Source organism: Nocardia sp. NBC_00565, assembly GCF_036345915.1.
Taxonomy (GTDB): Bacteria; Actinomycetota; Actinomycetes; order Mycobacteriales; family Mycobacteriaceae; genus Nocardia.
Map to the genome: position 1 here is coordinate 8,981,188 of NZ_CP107785.1, position 20,622 is coordinate 9,001,809.

The following is a 20,622-nucleotide window of genomic DNA, read 5'->3' on the forward strand; positions in this document are numbered from 1 at the left end:
GGGGCGTGCGAAGATCGGGATATGTCCAGTCCTGCTCAGACGACCCCGGCCGCTGAACGCAAACAGCGGGTGCTGTCCGGGATCCAGCCCACCAGCTCGTCCTTTCATCTCGGCAACTACCTTGGGGCGCTGCAGTACTGGGTGACCATGCAGGACGATTACGACGCGCTCTACTTCATCCCGGACATGCACGCGATCACCGTGCCCCAGGATCCGAAGGAACTGCGCGCCCGCACCAAGGCGGCCGCCGCGCAGCTGCTCGCGATCGGCATCGATCCCAAGCGGTCCACCCTGTTCGTGCAGAGTCAGGTGCCCGAGCACGCCGAGCTGACCTGGGTGCTCAGCTGCATCACCGGATTCGGCGAGGCCAGCCGGATGACTCAGTTCAAGGACAAGTCGGTCAAACAGGGCGCGGAGAACGCGAGCGTCGGGCTGTTCACCTATCCGGTGCTGATGGCCGCGGACATCCTGCTCTATCGCCCGCATCAGGTGCCGGTCGGCGAGGATCAGCGCCAGCATCTGGAGCTGACCCGAAATCTGGCCCAGCGCTTCAACACTCGGTTCAAGAAGACGTTCGTGGTGCCGGAGGCGCATATCGTCAAGGGCACCGCGAAGATCTACGATCTGCAGGACCCGACCTCGAAGATGAGCAAGTCGGCGTCCACCGATGCCGGTCTGATCAACCTGCTCGACGATCCGAAGATCACCGCCAAGAAGATTCGCTCCGCGGTCACCGATACCGAGCGTGAGATCCGCTACGACCCGGAAGCAAAGCCGGGGGTCAGCAATCTGCTGGTGATCCTCAGTTCGCTGAGCGGTACACCGATCGTCACGCTGGAACGCGACTATGCGGGTAAGGGTTACGGCGAGCTGAAGTCCGACGTCGCCGACGCACTGGTCGAATTTGTCACGCCGTTGCGGACGAAGGTGGAAGAGTACCTGGCGGACCAGGGTGAACTCGACCGCATTCTCGCCGCCGGTGCCGAGCGGGCGCGTGAGATCGCCGGCAACACCCTGGCGCAGGTTTACGACCGGGTGGGGTTTTTGGCGCGCTAGCCGGGGAACACCGGTAGCGACCGCTTGCGGATCCACACCGCGGTCTCTGTTGAAGGGGCGTGACAGGTGCAGGTGATCGACAATGTCAAGGCGTCGCTCGAACGGCGGATCCAGTCGCGGCCGTGGCTGGATCATCTGGTGCGGGCGGGTGGGCGGTATCAGCGCCAGCGTGGCGACTACTACGCCGCCGGGATCACGTATTTCACGGTGCTGTCGCTGTTTCCGCTGTTGATGGTCGCCTTCGCGGTCGCTGGGTTCGTACTGTCCGGTCATCCGGATGTGCTGACCGATCTGCAGCACAAGATCGTGGAGAACATTCCGGGATCGCTCGGCACGCAGCTCAACGATCTGATCGATCAGGCGGTGCGCTCGCGCGGCACCGTTGGCACGCTGGGTCTGCTGGTCGGTGTCTACACCGGGCTGGGTTGGATGGCGAATCTGCGTGCGGCGTTGACCGAGCAGTGGGATCAGCAGAGCCCCGAAGGCAACTGGTTCTTCACCAAGCTCTCCGACCTCGGCGCGCTGATCGGGTTGGGGTTGGCGTTCGTGGTTTCCATCGGCCTGTCCGCGATGGCATCGAGCACCCTCGGCGCCCGACTGCTGATCACCTTCCACCTGTCCCAACTGCCCGGTGCGCGGTTGATGCTGGTGCTCACCACAATCCTGCTCGGATTCCTCGCCACCTGGGCGGTATTCGCGTGGATGATCGCGCGGCTACCACGCGAGCCGGTCACCTTCCGCAGTGCCGCACGGGCGGCGGCGCTTGCCGCAGTGGTCTTCGAAATCTTCAAATACGTCGCGTCGATCTATTTGCAAGCCGTGCTGACCAGCCCGGCGGGCGCGGCATTCGGCTCCATCATCGGCCTGATGGTGTTCAGCTACATCACCTATCGGATCATCCTCTTCGCAACCGCCTGGGCCGCAACAGCATCCGATAACCTGCGCGAACCCGACATCCCCCCACCCGCCGCCGCCATCATCACCCCCCGCCTGAGCACCCCCACCTTCTCGATGAGCACTGGCGCCGCCTACTTCGGCGCCGGCGCCCTCGCCACCCTGATCCTGTCAGGCCTGCGCCGCCGCTAGCCGCGCCTGGCTCGGTTGCCTGCTACCCGGATGCTCTAGAAAATGCGGACGACGTGAGGGACCGCACTGGAAGGGCCGGTGGCCGCGCTGGATCTTGGTACACCACCGACGACGGCGTCTTGTCGCCGGCGGGGCTAGCGGTGACGGTTGATGCGGCGGGCACCTAGCAGGAGGGCCAGGATCAGGATGGCGCCGCTGACGAGGAACAGGGTGCGGGTGCCCGCGTGGTTGTCGGGTTCGGCTGCGGTCTCGGCCGTTTGGTCGGTGTCCTTCGGGGGTGGGGAGGCCAGTCCCGCAGTGGCTTTCGTGGCTGCGGTCGTGGTCTCGGGGAGCTTGCCGACGGTGGCGGTCTTGGGGAGGGCGAAACCGTAGTCGAGCAGGCGGGCGGCTTGCTCCCATGGACGCAGCGGCAGCACATCGGCTTTCAGCAGCGTCACCACCAGCCGGCGGCCGTCGCGTTGGGCGGCGGCGACGAAGGTCTGCCTGGCGTCGTCGGTGAAGCCGGTCTTACCGCCGATCGCGCCCTCGTATTCGTAGAGCAGGTGGTTGTCGTTGGCGATGGGGAAGCCCGGATGGTCTTTGTCGTCAGGGTTTTTCGGGTCCTTGGGGAAACCGGGGAAGTCGACCTGTTCGGTGTGGATGAGTTCGGCGAACAGCGGGATGGTCATGGCCTCGCGGAACAGCACCGACAGGTCATAGGCCGAGGTGCTCATGCCGGGACCGTCCAGGCCGGACGGGCTCGCGGTGCGAGTGTCCAAGGCGTACAGCGACTTCGCCAGCTCGTTCATCTTCTGCACCGTGCCCGCGTCGCCGCCGAGCTGCGCGGCGATGGCGTGTGCGGCGTCATTGCCCGACGCCATGATCAGCGCCTGCATGAGCTGCCGGTTGGTGTACTGCCCGCCGGGGCCGATGCCGACCCGGGTGCCATCGGCGTTCGCGTCCTCCTGGGTGCCGATGACGGTCTTGTTCAGGTCGAGGGTGCGCAGCGCGACGGCCGCGAGCAGCACCTTGATGGTGCTGGCGGGCCGGTAGCGCCCGTGCGGATCCTTGGCCGCGAGCACCTCGCCGGTATCGAGATCCGACACCTGCCACGCGGTCGCCGAAATGTCCTGCGGCACTGGTGGTGCGCCACGCGGGATGACCACACCGCACTCGCCGAGCCGGGAGCCGCCGACCGGCGGAATCGGTACCGACAGCGGGGTCGGTGTCGGCTGGCCCGGCTCGGGGACCTCGGATTCGTCGATCGGATTGGGCGGCTTCGTCTTCTGCGGGCAGCCGTCGGTATTCGGCGTGCTGAACGGCGTCGTGGTCGACGGTGTCGCCTGCGCAGGAGTCGCGGCAGGGCCCCAGGTCACGGCCGTAATGGCCAGTACCGACCCGAGGCAGAGGGCGGCGCGGAGGCGAAGGTCCCGGATGCTCATCGGCTGCGAGCCTACTGATCCCGCGCCCGGTGGGCCGCACATGCGACACGCGCGGCCGTGCCGAGCCAACTATTGACAGGAGCTACTAAATGAGAGTTACCATCAAAAAGCTGTAGCTATCATTTTTTGGAGGGGTTATGAAGACAGATTCGACTCGCCGCTGGCTGGCGCTGGGGGCGCTGGCCGTGGCCATGCTGACCATCGGCCTGGATATGACCGTGCTGACGGTCGCGCTGCCCACCCTCGCCGTCGATCTGAATGCGAATACCGGTGCGCTGCAGTGGTTCAGCACCGCCTACACGCTGGCGCTCGCGGCCGTGATGCTGCCCGCCGGCGCACTCGGTGACCGCTATGGGCGCAAGAAGCTGCTGCTCGGTGCCCTGGTGCTGTTCGGAGCCGCCTCGTTGGCCTGCGCCTTTGCCACCACCGCCGGTCAGCTCATCGCGGCCCGCGTGGTGCTCGGCGTCGCGGCGGCGGTCATGATTCCGCTGTCTCTGGCGGTGCTGCCGGTGCTCTTCTCGGATCCGGCCCAGCGGGCCAAGGCCATGAATATCTGGGTCACCTCGACCGCACTCGGGTTGCCGCTGGGGCCGATCCTCGGCGGCTGGCTGATCGATAACTTCTGGTGGGGCTCGGTGTTCCTGATCAATGTCCCGATGGTGGTGCTCGGCGCCGCGGCCGTCGCGGTCCTGGTACCGGAATCGCGAAACCCGGAGCAGCGGCCGATGGATTTGCCGGGCGTTGTGCTGTCGATCCTCGGCATGCTCGGCGTCACCTACGGATTCATTCGGCTCGGTGACAAGGGCTGGGGCAATGGGCTCGGCTGGGGCGCGCTGCTCGGTGGCGCCGCGATCGTGGTGGTGTTCATCGCGTGGCAGCGGCGTGCCGGCTTCCCGTTGATCGATCTCGGCCTGTTCCGGAGCTCCGGTTTCCGCTGGGGCGCCGCGTTCACGGTGATCATCACTTTCGGGTTGTTCGGCCTGTTCTTCACCGTGCCGCAGTACTACCAGGCGGTTCTCGGTGTCGACGCGCTCGGCAGCGGGCTGCGGCTGCTGCCGATGATCGGCGGGCTGCTGATCGGTTCGCGGCTGGGAGATCGGCTACAGCCGAAACTGGGACCAGCGCTCATGGTGGCCCTGGGCTTGGCGGCCCTGGCACTCGGCTTGGGCCTCGGCGCGCTGACCACCGTGGGAACGTCGTACTGGTTCATCGCCTGCTGGGTCGGCTTGACCGGCGCCGGTATGGGACTTGCCTTGCCGGTCGGCATGGCGGTGGCATTGGACAACCTCGAGGTGGCCCGCGCGGGTATGGGGTCGGCATTGGTGCAGGCATTGCGTCAAGCGGCCGGCACCATCGCGGTGGCATTGCTCGGCACCGTGCTGGCGACGGTGTACCGCGGCGATCTGGGCGCGCTGAACGTCGACCCGATCGGCGACAGCGTGAATGCCGGCGTGGCGGTGGCGAAGTCCACCGGCAATGCGGCCATGTTGGAGCAGGTGCAATCGGCCTTCGCCAGCGGAATGAGTGCGATGCTGTGGGTGTGCGCGGTCATCTGCGCGGTCGCGGTGCCGCTCGCGCTGTGGGTGCTCCCGCGCCGGGCCACCGCAGCCCAGAACCGCGCGGAAGCGACATCTGACGCGGCGATCACTGTCGATGCGCCAGAATCGACTCATGTCGGTTGAATTGCCCGGTGCCGGGACTGCTGCGCAGGGGCTGCGTGAGCGGAAGAAGGAACGGACCCGCCGGACGATTCGGGTGGAAGCGTTCCGGCTGTTCCGTGAGCAGGGCTACAGCGAGACGACGATCGAGCAGATCGCCGCGGCCGCCGACGTATCGCCGAGCACCTTCTTCCGCTACTTTCCGACCAAGGAACAGTTGGTGCTCGCCGACGATCTCGATCCGGTGATGATCGAGGCGTTTCGGGCCCAGCCGCGCGACCTGCCGCCGCTTACCGCGTTCCGCAAGGTCGTCACCGAGGTTTTCAAGAATCTGCCCCCCGCGGAACTGGCATTCGAGCAGGAACGTCAGGCGCTGCTGTTCCATGTGCCCGAACTGCGCACTGCCATCGGCTTGGAGTACGGCCGCAGCATCGACCTGATGTCCGAACTGCTCGCCGAGCATATGGGTTGTTCCGCTGACGATTTCGAGGTGCGGATAACGGCTGGCGCGGTTACCGGCGCGGCACTCGCCCTCACCACCATGACGCCGATGAATGCCGAAAACATCGGCCGGGTATTGGAATTCATCGAAGCAGGGCTGCCGCTCGGCAAGTCCGTGCCTACCGAGCAGCAGCCCTGATCGATACATCTAGGCGGACTTGGTGACCGGGCACCCGTGCGCCAGCGGCCCGAGCAGCTTGTTGTTGTCGTAGAAGTGCTCGAGTTCGAGAATGCGCAGGTCGTCGCTGACCCGGGCAATCGTCATGCCGTACATCTCGATCAGCTCACCGGTGGGCTGGTTGCCCTTGTACTTGCCGTCGTAGTGGCCCCAGTGCCGCCAGCGGAAGGTGACCGCGGGCGGTCCGGCGAGCACCTCGAGCACCTCCCAGAAGAAGCCGTTCGGGAATGCGGTGTGGAAGGTCTCGTGCGAGGACTCGAAGGTCTCCTTCTCGACCTCGTAGTACGGGTTGTCGCCGATCAGGATGTTGTAGCTGCCGATTCTGGCGAACTCCTCGGCGTTGCGCCATGGTCCGCCGTTGACCCGGCCGCGGTAGTACTCGGCCACCAGCGATACCCACTTCGCCGGATCCTTCTTGTGTGAGACCTCCATCTCGAAGACCCGTACCAGATCCTCGACGATGGCCTCGAGCGAACCCGCCGCGTGGTCGGTGGTGCGCTCGCGCGGCACGATTTCCTTGGTCAGGTGGTAATCGGGTGCGCCATCGCGCCAATCCTCGGCCGCCGCGGCCGCGACCACCGCGTCTCGGCCCCGCAACCACAGCGGTGTCTCTGGTGTGGAATCCGTTGTATCAACTGTCATCTCGGCTCTCGCCCCTTCGAAGAGATCGAACTCCGAGGCAGGCTAACAGTCGGCCGGACGATTGTCGCTATATGTGAAACAGTCGTGAACGCTAATGTGCCCCAGCAACATTCGAGTTTGCGCCCCGTCGATCGCGTAGTGCGCGCAGCGGTGCGTCGTCGTCCATGGTGGCGAAGAATCCGCCGATCACATCCTCGATCTCCGAAATCGATTGCGCGCAATACAGAATCGGTTGGTAGTGGGTGATGTCGTAGACGGCGGTGCCCATCGCGGCGACGTCGAGTGGGCGCAGTTCCGCGTGCCGGAACTCCTCGATCTCGCCGAATGAGGACAGCAATCCCGCACCATAGCAACGGATTTCGTCGCCATCGCGGACCACGCCGAATTCCATCGAAAACCAGAACACGTCGGCGAGAAACTTCAGCGCCGTCTCGGTGGTCAGTCGGGCGACGGCCGCGCCGGCCGTCTCGTAGATGACGGCGAAGCGCGGGCTGGCGATCTGATTGGCGTGCCCGATGATCTCGTGGATGGCATCGGGTTCCGGCGTGTACAGCGGTGCCGAGTGATGCCGAATGTACTGGGTGGAGTGGAATATCCGGTCGGCGAACGAGCCGAAGAACTCGCGCAGTGGCACCAGGCCGGCCGCGGGGACGTAGCGAAATCCGGTCAGTGGGGTCAGGGCCGCGGAGACCTCGCCGAGTTGCGGGATGTGATCGCCCGGTAGCGCGAGCCGGGCGGCGGCTTCGAGCACCTCGGTGCACGCGTACTTCTGGTGTTTGCGGGCCAGTTCCGCCGAGACGATCCGCCACACCTGCTGTTCGGCATCGGTGTAGTCGATATGCGGCAGTGGCTTACCCGGTGCGTAGTCCAGCGCCATCGCGGCGATCGCGTTGCGGCGGGCCCGGTAATCCGGGTCGTGCACACCGGGGTGCTCGTCGCTCAGGTGCACCATGACATCGCCATCGCCGGACCGGGTCACCGGCGAGTACAGCTGAGCTTCGGTGAACATATCTCGATGCAAGCACCGCTTGGCCGTTGCGACAACAAAAGCCCGACCAGGTGGTCAAACTGCCTAGTTGAGTCGGCTTTCTCGGGCGATTACCGGCGGCGGACCGGGCTTTGCCGCGGCGAGCTGATCAGTGGTGGGCGTGCAGTGAATGCACTACCGCGTGGCCTTTGCCGCGGCCGATCATCCACTTGTTCACCGGCGTGGTGAGCACGAACGCGACCACCAGGGAGAAGGCCAGCGTCGCCCAGAACATGACGGTGTCAAGATGTGCGTCCATGGCGCCGGGTACGGCCAGGATGACGGCGTTGTCGACGATCTCCATGACGGTGATCGAGACGGTGTCGGCGGCCAGCGCGGTGGTGACGGCGGCGGCCAGCGGCAGACCCGCCTTCAGGACGCCACGCATGGTCAGCAGGTAGCCGAAGAAGAATGCCAGGACGATTGCCAGCACCATGGTCGCGGTGTTGTTCCAGCCGAGTGCGGTGCCGATCACCATGCCGAGGATTTCGCCGATCGCGCAGCCGGTGAGGCAGTGCAGGGTGGCCTGCGCGGCCATCCGCCAGGACGCCGGAGCGTGCTGCCCGATATTTGCTCGAGCGGTGTGCGCGGTGTCCGTCAGCTGCGCGGAATGTCCTGCGTGCCCGGCATGTTCGTGGTGATCGCGGGGTTTTCCATGCGCGTGCTCCATGCGGTGAACTATACCCCCGTAGGGTAATGAGTCAACATGCTGGATTGTGGCGTTGTGCCCTATTTGCCGGACATGAGCGGGCTCCATGACGCAATATGGCGAACGTACGAAGGAGGGCGCATGAAAACCGTGCGGATCGATCTCGACCAGAAATTGCTCGCCGCCGCGGCCGCCATTATGGGTACGTCGACGAGCAACGCCACCATCAACGAGGCGCTGCGCCGAATCGTTGTGCACGAGCGGCAACTTCACCACCTGGAGCGCTTGGCCTCCGGCGTGTTGTGCGCCCTGCCCGGACCGGAGGTGATCACGGTGGCCGAATAGGTCGCCACCGGAGCGCTACTGGGCGTGGGCGCACCGCAGACCGTCGGCGGGCGACGACAGCTCGATGAGGTATTTCAGGACCGGTTCGTCGACACACTCGACGCCGTCCAGGAACGAACCGTGTCGGATGCCTTCGTAGGTGACCAGGGCGCGGACGCGACGGTCCAACTCGACAACCGACCTGTCGGTGGGTGCTGGCATGATCCGATGGATCGCACCGCATTCGAGGGGGATTTGATGTCGGTACCCATTGCCAGCCTGCCCTTCGGTCAACGACCGCGGGAACGACTGCTCACCCTGGGGCCGCATGCGCTCAGCGACAGCGAGTTGCTCGCGTTGCTGCTCGGCCAGGGCCGTCCCGGTGCGAGCGCATTGGAAATGGCCGCCGAATTACTCGCCGAACACGGCGGCATCGCCGGTTTGGCGTCCGCGCGCCCTGAGGAATTGTCGCGGCGGGCCGGTGTCGGCGTGGCGAAGGCCGCCGCGATCATCGCCGCCTTCCACCTCGGCACCCGGGCACGCAACAGTCCCGATACCGCACCGCGACTGGACGGCGCCGCCGATGTCGTCCGGATCGCGCTGCCGCTGTTCGCGGGTGCCCGGGTGGAACGGCTGCTCGTGCTGGTGTGCGATGCCCAGAATCGGTTGCGGCAGAAGGTCTTCGTGGCCGAGGGCGCTATCGACCAGGTCGCCGTCCCGGTCCGCGAAATCCTGAACACCGTGCTACGCCACGACGGTCGCGCCTTCGCCGTCGTACACAATCACCCCTCCGGCGATCCGGCCCCCAGTTTCGACGACCGCCGCGCCACCACCCTGCTGATCGAATCCGCCCGCACCGTCGGCCTGCGCTTCCTCGACCACGTGGTGATCGCCGGTGAGGTCTGGGCCAGCGCCACCCCCCTGATCCGTTCCTGCGAATGAAACCGACTGTCGCGGTGGTGGTTTCAGTGCAACGACGAAGGCCGCCCGCATCTTTCGATGGAGGCGGCCTTTGTGCGAGCCGGGGTGTCAGCGGGCGAAGAGCAGGGCGCGCTTGACTTCCTGGATGGCTTTGGTGACTTCGATGCCGCGGGGGCAGGCGTCGGTGCAGTTGAAGGTGGTGCGGCAGCGCCAGACGCCTTCGACGTCGTTGAGGATGTCGAGGCGTTCGCGGGCGCCTTCGTCACGGCTGTCGAAGATGAAGCGGTGTGCGTTCACGATCGCGGCCGGGCCGAAGTAGCTGCCGTCGCTCCAGTACACGGGGCAGGAGGTGGTGCAGCAGGCGCACAGGATGCACTTGGTGGTGTCGTCGAACCGGGCGCGGTCGGCCTGGCTCTGGATGCGCTCGCGGGTCGGCTCGTTACCCGAGGTCATCAGGTAGGGCTTCACGGCACGGAACGCGTCGAAGAACGGCTCCATGTTGACCACGAGGTCCTTCTCCACCGGAAGGCCGCGGATCGGCTCGACGGTGATGGTGATGGACTTGCCGCCCTTGGGCAGCATGTCCTTCATCAGCACCTTGCAGGCCAGCCGGTTCACACCGTTGATCCGCATGGCATCGGAACCGCACACACCGTGCGCGCAGGAGCGACGGAAGGTGAGCGTGCCGTCCAGGTAGGACTTGATGTAGATGAGCACGTTCAGGAAGCGGTCGGTCGGCAGGACCGGCACCTGGAACGACTCCCAGTGCGCGCCCTTGTCGTCCTCCGGGTTGAACCGGGCGACCTTGACGGTGACCATGACCGAGCCCTCGGGGACCGGTGCGGCCTTGGCCGGAGGTGTGTTCTCGAGTACGGCAGTCATCAGTACTTACGCTCCATCGGCTCGTAGCGGGTCTGCACCACCGGCTTGAAGTCGAGGCGGATATCGGAGATGAGCTCCGCGCCCTCCTTGTAGGCCATGGTGTGCCGCATGAAGTTGACGTCGTCGCGGTCCGGATAGTCCTCGCGGGCGTGGCCGCCGCGTGATTCCTTGCGATTGAGCGCACCGACCACGGTGACCTCGGCCAGCTCCAGCAGGAAGCCGAGCTCGAGGGCCTCGAGCAAATCGCTGTTGTAGCGCTTGCCCTTGTCCTGCACGGTGATCCGGGTGTAGCGGTCCTTGAGCGCGTGGATATCGGTGAGCGCCTGCTTGAGGGTGTCCTCGGTGCGGAACACGGCGGCGTTCATATCCATCGTGTACTGCAGTTCGGTGCGGATATCGGCGACGCGCTCGTTGCCGTGATCGGACAGGATCAGCGCCAGCCAGTCCTGCACCATCCGGGTCGGGTTCTCCGGCATGTCGACGAATTCGGTGCGCTGGGCGTACTCCGCGGCGGCGATGCCGGAGCGGCGGCCGAAGACGTTGATATCCAGCAGCGAGTTGGTGCCGAGCCGGTTGGAGCCGTGCACCGAGACGCACGCGCACTCACCCGCGGCGTACAGCCCGGGCACCACATCGGTGTTGTTGCGCAGCACCTCGCCGCGAATCTTGGTCGGGATACCACCCATCACGTAGTGACAGGTCGGCATGACCGGCACCAGTTCGGTCACCGGGTCCACACCCAGGTAGGTGCGGGCGAATTCGGTGATGTCGGGCAGCTTCTCCTCGAGCACATCCTCGCCGAGGTGGGTCACGTCGATGTAGACGTAGTCCTTGTTCGGTCCGGCGCCGCGGCCCTCGAGCACCTCGAGCACCATCGAGCGGGCGACGATGTCACGCGGCGCGAGGTCCTTGATGGTGGGGGCGTAGCGCTCCATGAAGCGCTCACCGCTGGCGTTGCGCAGGATGCCGCCCTCACCGCGGACGGCCTCCGAGATCAGGATGCCGAGGCCGGCCAGGCCTGTCGGATGGAACTGGTGGAATTCCATATCCTCCAGCGGCAGACCCTTGCGGAACACGATCGCCATACCGTCGCCGGTCAGCGTATGCGCGTTCGAGGTGGTCTTGTACATCCGGCCCGAGCCGCCGGTGGCGAAGATGATCGACTTCGCATGGAAGACGTGCAGTTCGCCGGTGGCCAGCTCGTAGGCGACCACGCCGGTGGCGACCGGACCACGGTCGGTCTCGGACATGACCAGGTCGAGCACGTAGAACTCGTTGAAGAACTCCACGTCGTGCTTGACGCAGTTCTGGTAGAGCGTCTGCAGGATCATGTGGCCGGTGCGGTCGGCGGCATAGCACGCACGGCGGACCGGAGCCTTGCCGTGATCGCGGGTGTGGCCGCCGAAGCGCCGCTGGTCGATCTTGCCCTCGGGCGTCCGGTTGAACGGCAGGCCCATCTTCTCCAGGTCCATCACCGCGTCGATGGCCTCCTTGGCCATGATCTCCGCGGCGTCCTGGTCGACCAGGTAGTCACCACCCTTGACGGTGTCGAAGGTGTGCCATTCCCAGTTGTCTTCTTCGACATTGGCCAGTGCGGCGCACATGCCACCCTGCGCCGCACCGGTGTGGCTGCGGGTCGGGTAGAGCTTCGTCAGGACGGCTGTGCGGGCCCGGGGACCGGCCTCGATCGCCGCGCGCATACCGGCGCCACCGGCACCGACGATGACGACGTCGTAGCGATGCTCCTGAATCCGGGATTCACTCATGCCTCCACCTCGCTGCGCTCGGCTCCGGCATGTGTGGAACACGCTGTGTCGAGGATTCGTTCGCTGCGCTCACTCATCGGAGTTGGCCTGTTCCTAACTGATGTTGGGGTCGAAGGTGAAGATGACGTAGGTGCCCACGCCCACCACGAGGATCATCGAGATGGCCAGCGCGGTGTTCAGCCAGAAGCGGGTCGAGTCCTTGCGGGAGTAGTCCGCGATCACGGTGCGCAGGCCGTTGCCGCCGTGTAGCTGGGCCAGCCAGAGCATGGTGAGATCCCAGAACTGCCAGAACGGGCTGGACCAGCGGCCCGCCACGAAGGCGAAGTTCAGGCGCTTCACGCCGCCGTCGAGCAGCAGCATGATCGTCATGTGGCCCAGGACCAGCACGATCAGCAGCAGGCCGGAGAAGCGCATGAACAGCCACGCGTACTTCTCGAAGTTGTTGTTCGAGCGGGCGCGCGGCGAGCGAGGAAGGTCCAGGCTGGCGGGCCGGTCGTACGACTTACCGAGAACAGGTGCGCTCATGCCTGCACCTCGCTGGCGCTCGGCTCCGGCATGACCGCACTGGCGGCTGTGTTCATTGTTCGCTCGCTTCGCTCGCTCATGCCTGCACCTCGCTGGCGCTCGGCTCCGGCATGACCGCACTGGCGGCTGTGTTCATTGTTCGCTCGCTCATGTCAGTGCTCCGTGAAGAGGTAGAAGAACTGGCGGCCGATCGCCGGAACCACCAGCACGAACCAGATGGCGAGAATGACCCAGAGCATCGTCTTCTGGTACTTGGGGCCCTTGCCCCAGAAGTCGACCAGGATCACGCGGACGCCGTTGAGCGCGTGGAACAGCACACAGACGACAAGACCCATCTCCATCAGGGCGACGATGGGGTTCTTGTAGGTCTCGATGGCGCGGTTGTAGGTGTCGGGGCTGACCCGAACCAGCGCGGTGTCCAGGACGTGCACGAAGAGGAAGAAGAAGATGGTGACACCGGTGATCCGGTGCAGCGCCCAGGACCACATTCCGGGGTCGCCTCGGTACAGCGTCTTCCGCTTCGGCTGTGCCGGAGCTTCTATCGTGGTCATAGAGTGCGGTGCCTCCAACGTCGTTGATGGACCCGGTCGCAGGTCCCTTGCCGACTGCCTGGAGGGGGCAAATGCCCAGGTGGCTGCGCTTTGTTCCGTAAGCGCGGGGCCGCCGCCGGGAACCTGAACCGATCTGTTCTGGACTCTAATCCCCTCCGAATGCCGGAACTAATTCGGCGTGCCGTGCGTTGCGCTACAGTCGGCCGAGTTAGGTTTACCTTTCTTGATGTGTAAAGGGTTGTGCGGCGGTCCTCGCGCGCCCTCGTTCGGGCCGGTTCACGGGAGGTCGCCGATGTCAGAAATCGACTGGAATATATTGCGCGCCAATGCCATTCAAGTTATGCATAACGCCTATGCGCCATACTCCCGTTTCCCCGTCGGCGCGGCGGCTCTCAGCTCTGCCGGCCGAATTGTGAGCGGCTGCAATGTGGAAAATGTCTCATATGGATTGGGCCTGTGCGCCGAATGCGTACTCATCGGTAACTTGATTTCCGGCGGCGGGGGACGCTTGATCGCCGTCTCGGTAACCGATTCCCGAAGCCAAATCCTGATGCCGTGTGGGCGCTGCCGTCAGCTGTTGTACGAACACGGCGGGGCCGATCTCCTGGTGGACCACAAGGGCGGTCCCATCGCACTGCGTGAGTTACTGCCCGACGCTTTCGGTCCTTACGACCTGGACGCCGGGCAGATGTGACGACCGGTGGCGATGCGTTCGGTCAGTACTCGTCTTCGAGCTTGGCGTCGATCTCGGCTTCGGACGGGGCAGCGATGATCGGGAGATCGATCGGAGCGAGTCCCATGTGCTCCATGATCAGTCCGATTCCGCGTCCTACAGCGTTCACGCCGTCGATGAGGCGATCTTCGACGATGTCGCTCTTCACGGCGCTTCTGGTCAGTTTGTAGATGGACTCGCTATGGCATGTCTCGACGTCGCCGACCCGAGACTCGAGCTTTGCCACGCGCCGGTCCATGTGTGCGAACGTCAATGCTCCCCCTACCTCGCTTCGAATGATGTGGCGAGGCTATCGGAACCCACTGACGGGAACCAGGGGGCGAGCGTGTCCGTGCCAGACTGGCCGGTGTGACGGCAGTGGACGCGGTTTCGGTCATTACCACCAAGCGCGACGGCGGGGAGTTGTCGGATGCGCAGATCGATTGGGTGGTGGATGGATTCACCACGGGGGCGGTCGCAGACGAGCAGATGGCGGCGTTGGCGATGGCCATTGTGTGGCGGGGAATGACGCGGCGGGAGACGGCGCGGTGGACTGCGGCGATGATCGCCTCGGGGCGGCGGATGGAATTCACGGATCTGCGGCGGCCGACGGTGGACAAACATTCGACCGGTGGGGTGGGGGACAAGATCACGTTGCCGCTGGCGCCATTGGTCGCGGCGTGCGGGGCCGCGGTGCCGCAATTGTCGGGGCGCGGGCTCGGGCATACCGGCGGCACCCTGGACAAACTAGAGGCGATTCCCGGGTGGCGGGCCGATGTTCCGGTGTCGCGGATGCGGGAGATTCTTTCGGACCCTGGTATTGGTGCCGTGGTGTGCGCGGCGGGCGCGGATCTGGCGCCCGCGGACAAGCGGTTGTACGCGCTGCGTGATGTGACCGGCACGGTCGAATCGATCCCACTGATCGCCAGCTCGATCATGAGCAAGAAGATCGCTGAGGGCACCGCCGCGCTGGTGCTCGATGTGAAGGTCGGTTCCGGCGCATTCCTGAAGACCATGGACGGCGCGCGCGAATTGGCAACGGCGATGGTCGAACTCGGCACCGATGCGGGAGTGCGGACGGTGGCGTTGCTGACCGCGATGGACACCCCGCTCGGGCGCACCGCGGGTAATGCACTCGAGGTCGCCGAGTCGGTGGACGTGCTGGCAGGCGGCGGTCCCGCCGATATCGTCGAACTCACCCTCACCCTGGCGCGGGAGATGGTCGCCCAGGCCGGAATCGATATCGACCCGGCCGATGTGCTCGCCGACGGCCGCGCGATGGACCACTGGCGTGCGATGGTGCGTGCCCAGGGCGGCGACCCCGACGCGGCGTTGCCTGTGGCGAAACACACCGAGATCGTGCGTGCCGAGAGCGATGGCGTGCTGACCCGGCTCGACGCAATGGGTGTCGGCATCGCGGCATGGCGACTCGGCGCGGGCCGCGCGCGACAGGGCGATCCGGTACAGGCCGGGGCCGGCATCGAAATGCACGCCAAACCAGGCGATTCCATCATCGCGGGCCAACCGCTGCTCACCTTGCACACCGATACTCCGGAAGCCTTTCCGGGCGCGCTCGCGGCTCTCGACGGCGCGTTCACGATCGGTGCCGAGCGTCGGCCTGCGCCCGTATTGGTTTTGGACCGAATCGGCGCCTGATCCGTCGGGGCTTGCCCTCCGGCATCCTCGGAGCAATCAAACCGGTCGGATTACGACGCACCCGGGTGTGCTCGAATCTGCTCTGAGCGTGCACTCTTCGCCGGAATCCGGCTGAATCGCCGGATTCGCTGGGAAAGTGCCTGCTCCGGCCGTCTATTCGGGTGGCGGTGAAAACCGGACGAGTGGTCGCTTCGACTACGGCACGACCGCCCGATTGTCGACTCGAGGGGGCGATATGCGGTCAATATCTCGGAGCCGAGCATCGGAGAGGGCAATCACAGGCGCGGCGACCCGGATGTGCGGCTAACGTGTGGTCATGACAGGACCGATGCCTTTGACCCTTGCCTCGATCCGCCAAGCTCCCAAGGCGCTGCTGCACGATCACCTCGACGGTGGTCTGCGGCCCGCGACCGTATTGGAGCTCGCCGCCGATTGCGGTTACGACGATCTACCCGCTACCGACGAAGCCGCGCTGGGCGCGTGGTTCCGTGACGCGGCCGACAGCGGCTCGCTCGAGCTCTACCTGGAGACCTTCGCGCACACCGTCGCCGTGATGCAGACACCCGAGGGGCTGCGCCGCGTCGCCCGCGAATGCGCGCAGGACCTGGCCGCCGACGGCGTGGTCTACGCCGAGATCCGGTTCGCGCCGGAACAGCATCTGGAGTTCGGCCTGACCCTCGACGAGGTGGTCGAGCACACTCTCGCCGGATTCCGCGAGGGCGAGGCGGCAGCGGCGGCCGCGGGCCACCCGATCGTGGTGATCTGCCTGCTCACCGCCATGCGGCATGCCGCGCGCTCGCGGGAGATCGCCGAACTCACCGTGCGCTGGCGCGACCGTGGCGTCGGCGGCTTCGATATCGCGGGCGCCGAGGCGGGCTTCCCGCCCAGCCGGCACTTGGACGCGTTCGAGTACATGCGGGCCAACAGCGCGCACTTCACCATTCACGCAGGCGAGGCGTTCGGGCTGCCGTCGATCCACGAGGCGCTGGCGTTCTGTGGCTGCGATCGACTCGGCCACGGCGTGCGCATCACCGACGACATTGCCGTGCCCGGCTCGATCGAGGACGCCCAACTCGGTCTGGTCGCGAACTACGTGCGGGACATGCGAATTCCGCTCGAGCTCTGTCCGTCCTCGAACGTGCAGACCGGTGCGGTGCCCGCGCTGGACAAGCACCCGTTCGACCTGCTCGCGCGGCTGCGCTTCCGCGTGACGGTCAACACCGACAATCGCCTGATGAGCGACACCAGCATGAGCCAGGAAATGCTCAAGCTGGTCGACACCTTCGGCTACGGCTGGAGCGACCTCGAGCGCTTCACCATCAACGCGATGAAATCGGCGTTCATCCCCTTCCCCGACCGCCTGCGCATCATCGACGACATCATCAAGCCCGGCTACGCGGTCATGCTGGGATAGGCAGCGCGACAACAGGTTTCGTGCGCATCCGTGATCTGGATGCGCACGAGGCCGCGAGGCTACTTGTGCGGGGTGAGCCGGGACTCGAAGTTGCGCTCGAGTTCGCGCCAGCTCTTCGCCTCCGCGTCGAACGGCGGGTTCGGGGCCAGCCGGGTCGGGTCCGGGTTCAGCAGGTAGGAGACGTACCAGCCGAGCGGGGTGGACTGGGCCAGCGCCTGCTCCACCGCATCGTCATCGGCGTAGTCGGCGGCGTCGCTGAACAACTCGACCGCCAGATCGAGCTGTTCGATATCCACTGCCTCCGGGCCTTCGCCCAGATCGTCGGCCAGACCGGGCAGCACGTAGACGTTCTCGTCGGTGACCTCGACCTCGAGGGAACCGTCAACGGCGGCGGTCTGCACATCGGTGTAGGTGCTCACCCGCGCCAGCTCGTGCTCGTGGTCATCGGCCAGGTAGCGGGCCAACGCGCGTTCGGAGCCGAAGACGGTGATGTCGCCGTCCTTGCCCAGGAAAATCGGCTCGTCGTCGAGGTAGCAGCGCAGTGTGAAGTAGGTGCCGTCGGAGGTGACGATCTTGACCGGGTCGATGCCGACCTCGTGCCAGAACGACTCGTCCTCGTCGGCGTCCTCGTCTTCGTCGTCCGCATCGAGGTCGACGGTTTCGAATTCCTCTTCCTCTTCGCTGTCGGCCACATCGTCGGCGTCGACGACGTTCTCCTCCGCGGCGAGCAACTCGGCCTCCGCGACCGCGACGGCCTCGGCATCGACCTCGGGGGTCTGCACCACGGAGTCGATGGCGTCGAGGACATCGTCCCAACCCTTGGCGATGGCCGCGCCGATCTGATCCCACAGCTCTTCGCCATCGCGCCCGACGAACGCGCTCACACCGCTGGCCAGCGCGCCGACCACCGGATGGGACCCGAAGAACTTGGTCACCGTCTCCAGCTCGCACACCTCACCGATATTGCGAACCATGCTGAGCGTGTCGTCGAGCTCGCCGATGATGTCCACATCGGGATCGCTCGCGACCAGCTCCGGCACGCCGACCAGATCGAAGGTGAAGTTCTCCTCCGGCTCCAGTTCCGCCGCCGACAACCCGGCCACGACTTTCCACGCGGGATGGTCGACGAGGTCGTTATCGGAGTTGGTCCGGATGAACGCGGCCAGCTCGGCAACGCTCTCGAAACCATAGAGGGAGTCCTCATGTCCGAGGAACGCCTCCCACTCGTCGTCACCGTCGCGCCAGCGCGGTGCCCACAGGGTGACGAGATCGCCGTCGGTCAGGCCGAGCTCGATCGGGACGATGTCTCCAGAAGCCATGTGCGGAAGCCTATCGACCTTCCGTGTCAGTGACTATCCGGCCCGCCCCCAACACTGCCGGAGGCGCCATCCGGCGCAGGTGCGAACGACTCGTTCAGTGTCGCAACGACCTTCGATCGCTGGTCGCCCGCGTCCTCGGCGGCCTGCCGACAGGCCCAGACGATCAGCTGTCCGACCTCGGCTGGCGGCAGCGAGGTGACCGACTCCGACAGGGTCAGCGCGACCAATGCGCCATCGCTGTTGACCTCGACGCCGACCGTGCCGTCCTCGGTGCGGAACCGGCCGTGCACCTGCTTGAGGCCGTACAGCGCGGCCTCCAACGCCTCGAGCTTCGCCGTCGCGTTCGCGACCAGCGCGTCCATCTCAGCACTCATGCCCGCGCCTCGCTGCCGCTCGGCTCCGGCATGACTGCTGGGGCAGCTGTGTTGATTGTTCGCTCGCTTCGCTCACTCATGCCCGCGCCTCGCTGCCGCTCGGCTCCGGCATGACTGCTGGGGCAGCTGTGTTGATTGTTTGTTCGCTCATACCGGCCTCATCCAGCTAGTCGGTCCCGTGTCCGCGTCATCGATCCGGTCCAGCTCGTCCACCGCGGCCTGGCGGGTGGGCAGTCCGAGCTTGTCCAGGATGTCGGCGGGCATCCCCGCCTCGGCGAGCAACTCGCGGCGGCGTGCCCGCGCGGCGACGGTGGAGCGCTTGGTGAGCCGCAGGATCTCGTCGGCCAGAGTCTGCGCGCCGTAACGGTATTCGCTGCGCTCGAACTTGATCTCGATCGGCATGCCCTGATCGGTGGCGCGGACCGAGATGGTGCCCGATCGGTTGCTGCTCGACGCCACCGTGACATTGGGTATCGGTGGTGTCTGGGGCTCAGACATGTTTCGTTCGCTCCGCTCACTCATGAGGTCGGCCGGTAGAAGCCATAGAAGTTCATACCCATGTTGTCCGTTCGAACCGAGCTGATCTGGACCGGATTACCGGCCTCGACGAACTGCCCGTTGCCGACCACCATCGCGACATGGCCATCCCAGACGGCCAGATCGCCCGGCATCAGATCACCCGGCGAGACCTGCATATGGCCGTTGCCCTGCTCCTGGGCCAGCCGGGGCAGGTCGACGCCCGCTTCGCCATAGGCATATTTGGTGAGACCGCTGCAGTCGAGTCCGGAGCCGGGCGTATTGCCACCCCACACGTAGGGCGTGCCGACGGCGCCGATCGCCGAGCGGACCGCGGTCGCGGCCTTCTCGTTCGGCGCCTCGACGACGCTGCCGTCGGGCAGCGTGATCTTGACGCCCTTGCCTGTGGTCGTCGGCGAACTCGTAGTGCCCGAGTTGGACGTGCCCGGTTTGGTCGCGGCGGCGGTCGAGGTGGTCGCGCTCTTGCTCGCCGTGCTCATCAGACTGCTCAGCATGCCGCCCGCACCGCTCGCGACGCTGCCGACCGTCGAGGTCAACTGTGAAACGCCCTGGGTGGCGGTGCTTGCCGTGCTGGCGACATTGGACAGCGACGGCGTCGACGGCGCGGGGGTCAACTCGTTCATCGACGCGGTCTGGGTATCCAGCTCGTTGCGCACGCGGCCGACGACATTCAGACCCTGGCCGATGTGATCGATCGCGGAGCCGACGAGCACCGTCAGACCCGCCGGTGTGGCGAGTGCGGGGCCGAGACTGGTGGCCTGGTTCACGAACGACTGGACGATCCCGTTGAGATCCTTCTGGCCCGATTCGACCTGGGCGGCAGCCTGATTCACGACGGTAGCCATATCGTTGCCGCGGTCGGAAATGGTGGCGGCGGAAGTCTGCACCCGCAGCGCCTTCGCGGTGACGGCATCGGCGGCCGCGCCGTCCCACGCGGTATTCACCTGGTTGATGCTGTTGCGGCCGAGCGCGTGCACCTGGTCGACGGCGGACGAGGTGGAGGTCAGTGCGTCGGCGGGTCCGCCGGTGGGCAGGACGCCGGTACCGAAGCTGGAGAGCAGGTCGAGCAGTGGCTGGACCAGGGCGCTGACGTCGATCACCGCGTCACCCGTCCAGTCCGGTGGCGTTCAGCCCGGCGGCATTGTTCAGGTCGGTTTCCTCGAGTACGACGGCCGAGCCGACGGCCGTGCCGCCGACACTCGCGAGCACCGCCGACAATTGGCCGATCGACGCGACGTGCCCGGCGTGCGCCGCGGCGTAGGCGGCCATGAAATCACCGCCGATCAAACCCATGATGGGACCCAGCAGCGTGGGATCGGCGGCCGCGGCGCTCACCCCGGCGGCCGCGAGATCACCGGACATGGCCCCGGCGGTCGCGCCGTAGGCGGTGATGCCCTCGGTGTCGGCCGACATCTTTCGCATA

24 protein-coding genes are annotated in these 20,622 nt (G+C 65.9%); 9 read left to right on the top strand and 15 right to left on the bottom strand.

The features are described 5' to 3' along the window. Positions 1–21: 21 nt before the first annotated feature. Positions 22–1,056: a tryptophan--tRNA ligase gene (trpS, locus tag OG874_RS41060; protein ID WP_330252407.1), complete on the top strand. Its 1,035-nt coding sequence runs from the start codon at positions 22–24 to the stop codon at positions 1,054–1,056. Between the two features lie 66 nt (positions 1,057–1,122). Next, entirely contained in the window at positions 1,123–2,142 is a 1,020-nt protein-coding gene (gene yhjD / locus OG874_RS41065; RefSeq protein ID WP_330252408.1) for an inner membrane protein YhjD, read from the top strand. A 134-nt stretch (positions 2,143–2,276) separates the two neighbouring features. Here yhjD and OG874_RS41070 read toward each other — a convergent pair whose 3' ends face one another. Then, positions 2,277–3,563 carry a D-alanyl-D-alanine carboxypeptidase family protein gene (locus OG874_RS41070; RefSeq protein WP_330252409.1) on the bottom strand — a complete coding sequence of 429 codons (1,287 nt, stop codon included), beginning with the start codon at positions 3,561–3,563 and terminating at the stop codon, positions 2,277–2,279. A gap of 137 nt (positions 3,564–3,700) precedes the next feature. On the opposite strand from OG874_RS41070, the gene OG874_RS41075 reads away from it, so the two are divergent. Both OG874_RS41075 and OG874_RS41080 read left to right on the top strand, forming a co-directional pair. Further along, positions 3,701–5,245, top strand: coding sequence for an MFS transporter (locus OG874_RS41075; protein ID WP_330252410.1), 1,545 nt, complete (start codon positions 3,701–3,703; stop codon positions 5,243–5,245). Then, the gene (locus OG874_RS41080) at positions 5,235–5,861 is read left to right on the top strand and encodes a TetR family transcriptional regulator (RefSeq protein ID WP_330252411.1); all 627 of its coding nucleotides are present in this window, start codon (positions 5,235–5,237) and stop codon (positions 5,859–5,861) included. Before OG874_RS41075 ends, OG874_RS41080 begins: the two co-directional genes overlap by 11 nt. Positions 5,862–5,870: 9 nt before the next feature. On the opposite strand, the gene OG874_RS41085 is transcribed toward OG874_RS41080, so the two are convergent. The 3 genes from OG874_RS41085 to OG874_RS41095 all read right to left on the bottom strand — a co-directional run bounded on the left by OG874_RS41085 (position 5,871) and on the right by OG874_RS41095 (position 8,239). Further along, positions 5,871–6,542 (bottom strand): ester cyclase, encoded by a 672-nt coding sequence (locus tag OG874_RS41085; protein ID WP_330252412.1) that lies wholly within the window; start codon positions 6,540–6,542, stop codon positions 5,871–5,873. 91 nt (positions 6,543–6,633) lie between these two features. After that, positions 6,634–7,551, bottom strand: a complete 918-nt coding sequence (locus OG874_RS41090; protein WP_330252413.1) for a phenylalanine 4-monooxygenase — start codon at positions 7,549–7,551, stop codon at positions 6,634–6,636. Positions 7,552–7,678: 127 nt separating this feature from the next. Further along, entirely contained in the window at positions 7,679–8,239 is a 561-nt protein-coding gene (locus OG874_RS41095; RefSeq protein ID WP_330252414.1) for a DUF4396 domain-containing protein, read from the bottom strand. Between the two features lie 120 nt (positions 8,240–8,359). Between OG874_RS41095 and OG874_RS41100 the strand changes: the two genes are divergently transcribed. Next, complete coding sequence (locus tag OG874_RS41100; RefSeq protein ID WP_330252415.1) at positions 8,360–8,563, top strand: type II toxin-antitoxin system VapB family antitoxin; 204 nt, start codon at positions 8,360–8,362, stop codon at positions 8,561–8,563. A gap of 15 nt (positions 8,564–8,578) precedes the next feature. Here OG874_RS41100 and OG874_RS41105 read toward each other — a convergent pair whose 3' ends face one another. Then, positions 8,579–8,764: an alpha/beta hydrolase gene (locus OG874_RS41105; RefSeq protein ID WP_330252416.1), complete on the bottom strand. Its 186-nt coding sequence runs from the start codon at positions 8,762–8,764 to the stop codon at positions 8,579–8,581. A 36-nt stretch (positions 8,765–8,800) separates the two neighbouring features. Here OG874_RS41105 and OG874_RS41110 point away from each other — a divergent pair, with 36 nt between their 5' ends. Further along, positions 8,801–9,484: a JAB domain-containing protein gene (locus tag OG874_RS41110; protein ID WP_330252417.1), complete on the top strand. Its 684-nt coding sequence runs from the start codon at positions 8,801–8,803 to the stop codon at positions 9,482–9,484. A gap of 87 nt (positions 9,485–9,571) precedes the next feature. Here OG874_RS41110 and OG874_RS41115 read toward each other — a convergent pair whose 3' ends face one another. The 4 genes from OG874_RS41115 to sdhC form a co-directional block, all read right to left on the bottom strand. Next, positions 9,572–10,345 carry a succinate dehydrogenase iron-sulfur subunit gene (locus OG874_RS41115; RefSeq protein ID WP_330252418.1) on the bottom strand — a complete coding sequence of 258 codons (774 nt, stop codon included), beginning with the start codon at positions 10,343–10,345 and terminating at the stop codon, positions 9,572–9,574. Continuing rightward, a complete protein-coding gene (gene sdhA, locus OG874_RS41120) occupies positions 10,345–12,096 on the bottom strand; it encodes a succinate dehydrogenase flavoprotein subunit (protein WP_330257631.1) in 1,752 nt (583 codons plus the stop codon). Before sdhA ends, OG874_RS41115 begins: the two co-directional genes overlap by 1 nt. Positions 12,097–12,204: 108 nt before the next feature. After that, positions 12,205–12,636 carry a succinate dehydrogenase hydrophobic membrane anchor subunit gene (locus OG874_RS41125; RefSeq protein ID WP_330252419.1) on the bottom strand — a complete coding sequence of 144 codons (432 nt, stop codon included), beginning with the start codon at positions 12,634–12,636 and terminating at the stop codon, positions 12,205–12,207. 152 nt (positions 12,637–12,788) lie between these two features. Beyond that, on the bottom strand, positions 12,789–13,187 hold the full coding sequence (gene sdhC / locus OG874_RS41130; RefSeq protein ID WP_330252420.1) for a succinate dehydrogenase, cytochrome b556 subunit: 399 nt from the start codon (positions 13,185–13,187) through the stop codon (positions 12,789–12,791). A 292-nt stretch (positions 13,188–13,479) separates the two neighbouring features. On the opposite strand from sdhC, the gene OG874_RS41135 reads away from it, so the two are divergent. Beyond that, on the top strand, positions 13,480–13,881 hold the full coding sequence (locus OG874_RS41135) for a cytidine deaminase (RefSeq protein ID WP_330252421.1): 402 nt from the start codon (positions 13,480–13,482) through the stop codon (positions 13,879–13,881). Between the two features lie 22 nt (positions 13,882–13,903). On the opposite strand, the gene OG874_RS41140 is transcribed toward OG874_RS41135, so the two are convergent. After that, on the bottom strand, positions 13,904–14,146 hold the full coding sequence (locus OG874_RS41140) for a hypothetical protein (RefSeq protein ID WP_330252422.1): 243 nt from the start codon (positions 14,144–14,146) through the stop codon (positions 13,904–13,906). 122 nt (positions 14,147–14,268) lie between these two features. On the opposite strand from OG874_RS41140, the gene OG874_RS41145 reads away from it, so the two are divergent. Together OG874_RS41145 and OG874_RS41150 are read left to right on the top strand one after the other, a co-directional pair. Further along, entirely contained in the window at positions 14,269–15,555 is a 1,287-nt protein-coding gene (locus OG874_RS41145) for a thymidine phosphorylase (RefSeq protein WP_330252423.1), read from the top strand. A 316-nt stretch (positions 15,556–15,871) separates the two neighbouring features. Beyond that, on the top strand, positions 15,872–16,969 hold the full coding sequence (locus OG874_RS41150) for an adenosine deaminase (protein ID WP_330252424.1): 1,098 nt from the start codon (positions 15,872–15,874) through the stop codon (positions 16,967–16,969). Positions 16,970–17,028: 59 nt separating this feature from the next. Here OG874_RS41150 and OG874_RS41155 read toward each other — a convergent pair whose 3' ends face one another. From OG874_RS41155 to OG874_RS41175, 5 genes are all read right to left on the bottom strand, one after another. After that, entirely contained in the window at positions 17,029–18,288 is a 1,260-nt protein-coding gene (locus OG874_RS41155) for a primosomal protein (RefSeq protein ID WP_330252425.1), read from the bottom strand. A gap of 26 nt (positions 18,289–18,314) precedes the next feature. Then, positions 18,315–18,662, bottom strand: a complete 348-nt coding sequence (locus OG874_RS41160; RefSeq protein ID WP_330252426.1) for a YbaB/EbfC family nucleoid-associated protein — start codon at positions 18,660–18,662, stop codon at positions 18,315–18,317. Positions 18,663–18,809: 147 nt separating this feature from the next. After that, positions 18,810–19,160: a hypothetical protein gene (locus OG874_RS41165; RefSeq protein ID WP_330252427.1), complete on the bottom strand. Its 351-nt coding sequence runs from the start codon at positions 19,158–19,160 to the stop codon at positions 18,810–18,812. Positions 19,161–19,180: 20 nt separating this feature from the next. Next, positions 19,181–20,299, bottom strand: coding sequence for a C40 family peptidase (locus OG874_RS41170; RefSeq protein WP_330252428.1), 1,119 nt, complete (start codon positions 20,297–20,299; stop codon positions 19,181–19,183). 4 nt (positions 20,300–20,303) lie between these two features. Continuing rightward, entirely contained in the window at positions 20,304–20,612 is a 309-nt protein-coding gene (locus tag OG874_RS41175) for a hypothetical protein (RefSeq protein WP_330252429.1), read from the bottom strand. Positions 20,613–20,622: the final 10 nt, after the last annotated feature.

Bases quoted from the DNA above. Each gene is read 5' to 3' on its own strand.
- trpS (WP_330252407.1), top strand. From the start codon at position 22: ATGTCCAGTCCTGCTCAGACGACCCCGGCCGCTGAACGCAAACAGCGG.
- OG874_RS41070 (WP_330252409.1), bottom strand. From the start codon at position 3,563: ATGAGCATCCGGGACCTTCGCCTCCGCGCCGCCCTCTGCCTCGGGTCG.
- OG874_RS41075 (WP_330252410.1), top strand. From the start codon at position 3,701: ATGAAGACAGATTCGACTCGCCGCTGGCTGGCGCTGGGGGCGCTGGCC.
- OG874_RS41080 (WP_330252411.1), top strand. From the start codon at position 5,235: ATGTCGGTTGAATTGCCCGGTGCCGGGACTGCTGCGCAGGGGCTGCGT.
- OG874_RS41085 (WP_330252412.1), bottom strand. From the start codon at position 6,542: ATGACAGTTGATACAACGGATTCCACACCAGAGACACCGCTGTGGTTG.
- OG874_RS41090 (WP_330252413.1), bottom strand. From the start codon at position 7,551: ATGTTCACCGAAGCTCAGCTGTACTCGCCGGTGACCCGGTCCGGCGAT.
- OG874_RS41095 (WP_330252414.1), bottom strand. From the start codon at position 8,239: ATGGAGCACGCGCATGGAAAACCCCGCGATCACCACGAACATGCCGGG.
- OG874_RS41100 (WP_330252415.1), top strand. From the start codon at position 8,360: ATGAAAACCGTGCGGATCGATCTCGACCAGAAATTGCTCGCCGCCGCG.
- OG874_RS41105 (WP_330252416.1), bottom strand. From the start codon at position 8,764: ATGCCAGCACCCACCGACAGGTCGGTTGTCGAGTTGGACCGTCGCGTC.
- OG874_RS41110 (WP_330252417.1), top strand. From the start codon at position 8,801: ATGTCGGTACCCATTGCCAGCCTGCCCTTCGGTCAACGACCGCGGGAA.
- OG874_RS41115 (WP_330252418.1), bottom strand. From the start codon at position 10,345: ATGACTGCCGTACTCGAGAACACACCTCCGGCCAAGGCCGCACCGGTC.
- OG874_RS41125 (WP_330252419.1), bottom strand. From the start codon at position 12,636: ATGAGCGCACCTGTTCTCGGTAAGTCGTACGACCGGCCCGCCAGCCTG.
- sdhC (WP_330252420.1), bottom strand. From the start codon at position 13,187: ATGACCACGATAGAAGCTCCGGCACAGCCGAAGCGGAAGACGCTGTAC.
- OG874_RS41135 (WP_330252421.1), top strand. From the start codon at position 13,480: ATGTCAGAAATCGACTGGAATATATTGCGCGCCAATGCCATTCAAGTT.
- OG874_RS41150 (WP_330252424.1), top strand. From the start codon at position 15,872: ATGACAGGACCGATGCCTTTGACCCTTGCCTCGATCCGCCAAGCTCCC.
- OG874_RS41155 (WP_330252425.1), bottom strand. From the start codon at position 18,288: ATGGCTTCTGGAGACATCGTCCCGATCGAGCTCGGCCTGACCGACGGC.
- OG874_RS41160 (WP_330252426.1), bottom strand. From the start codon at position 18,662: ATGAGTGCTGAGATGGACGCGCTGGTCGCGAACGCGACGGCGAAGCTC.
- OG874_RS41165 (WP_330252427.1), bottom strand. From the start codon at position 19,160: ATGTCTGAGCCCCAGACACCACCGATACCCAATGTCACGGTGGCGTCG.
- OG874_RS41175 (WP_330252429.1), bottom strand. From the start codon at position 20,612: ATGTCGGCCGACACCGAGGGCATCACCGCCTACGGCGCGACCGCCGGG.